Raw genomic sequence first — 1,745 nt, 5'->3', positions numbered from 1 at the left:
GGCCGCGGTGAGCGCGTCGGTGGCGCGGGCCGCGGCGAGTTCGGCGCGGGCCTCGGCGGCGGCTGCCTCGCGGGCGCGGGAGGTGGCGGCGGTGGCGGTGCCGGCGGCGGCGCGGGCCAGCGCCTCGGCGCTGCGTTCGGCGTCGACGGCGGCAAGCGCGGCGCGGGCCGGGTCGGCGTCGGGCTCGGTGTTGTCGAGCCATCCGGCGCGTACCGCCTCGGCGGTCTCCTGCTCGACCTCGGCGAGCCGCTGCCCGAGGTGCCCGCTCTCGCTGCGGGCGCGCTGCGCCTCGGTGGCGGCGGCGGTCGCGTCGCGGTGGGCGCCCTCGGCGAGGGTCTGTAGCGTGGCGGAGCGCTCCTCCTCGTCGTCGGCCTGGCGCTCGGCCCGTACGGCGGCCCCCTGCAACGCGCGCACCAGTTCGACGGCGGCCTGCGTACGGGCGGCGAGCGCGGGTGCCGCGTCGCGCTCGGCGGCGCGGATCGCCTCGGTCACCCTGGCCAGCCGGTCGCCGGCCGCACGGTGCCGCAGCACCGTCTCCGCGGTCTGCCAGGCGGAGTGCAGGTTACGGGCGTCGGTGAGTTCGCGGCGCAGCGCGGCGGCGCCCTTCTCGGCGCCGGCCAGTGCCAGCGAGGCGTGCCGGTAGGCGAGTTCGGCCGCGATGCGGGCGCTGCCGGCGCGGGCCTGATCGGTGTCGGTGACGGTGTGCGCGGCGTCGGCCATGTCCTGGGCGAGTTCGGCGGCCCGGTCGCGCTCCCGGCGGGCCCGGGCGGACAGCCGCCGGGTCAGCGCACGGGTACGGCGCTCGGACTGGGCGTGCACGCCTCGGGTCTGGTCGCGTACGGCCGCGGCCTCGACGATCCGGTCCAGCAGGTCGAGCGAGCCGGCGGTGAAGTCGCGTTCGGCGGTGAGTTCGGCGCGGCGGCCGAGCTTTCCGGCGAAGCCGTGCACGAGGTCGGCGAGGCCGTCGGTGTCGCGGGTGTCGGTGACGGCGCGCAGCAGCAGGTCGGTGAAGTCGGAGTCCTTCTTGACCGCGAACAGGCCGGCGGCCTCGCCCTCGTCGGCGTTCATCTCACGCTGGTAGCGGAAGAGTTCGGGGTCCAGGCCGAGGTCGCCGAGGTGTTCGTTCCACCGATCGTGGATCTCCTCCCAGACGACCTCCAGGTGCGGGTACGCCTTGCCGGCCTCGGTGAGGGCGTCGCGGAAGCCCTTCATCGTGCGGCGCCGGCCGCGCGCGCCGGACGCGCCCTCGACCGGCGGCCGTACCGTCGTCGCCTCCGCGACCGGCAGCGAGTCGAGGTTGAGGCCAGGACCGGGGCGGAAGGAGTACCACGCCTCGGCGAACTTGCGCGGGTCGGACGAGACCTGCCGGCCGCGCCACTCGCTGACCTTGCCGACCACGACGAGTTCGCCGGTGAGGGTGTGCTGCCACTCCAGGGCGACGTGGCCGCAGTCCTCGGCGAGCAGGAACTTGCGCAGCACGCCGGAGCTGGCGCCGCCGAGGGTGTTGCGGTGGCCGGGCAGCATCACCGAGAAGATCAGCTTGAGCAGGACGGACTTGCCGCCGCCGTTCTCCAGGAAGAGCACGCCGGCCGGTGCCGGGCGGCGCGGCGGCCCGGTGGGTTCGTCGGCGAAGAAGTCGCCCTGCGCGGGTGCGGGCTGCGGCACGGGCTCGCCGACGCCGCGCAGGTCGAGAACGGTGTCGGCGTAGCGCGCCCCGGCCGGCCCGACCGAGTAGAGGCGCCGTC

1 pseudogene is annotated in these 1,745 nt (G+C 76.4%); it reads right to left on the bottom strand.

The annotated features are described in order from the left end of the window. Positions 1 to 1,745: pseudogene (locus tag AC13HU_RS36635) on the bottom strand (hypothetical protein); the annotation flags it as partial.

The organism is Streptomyces sp. NH27 (genome assembly GCF_056859195.1).
The sequence above is the reverse complement of the archived record's forward strand: the minus strand, read 5'-3'. Positions and strand labels throughout refer to the sequence as shown.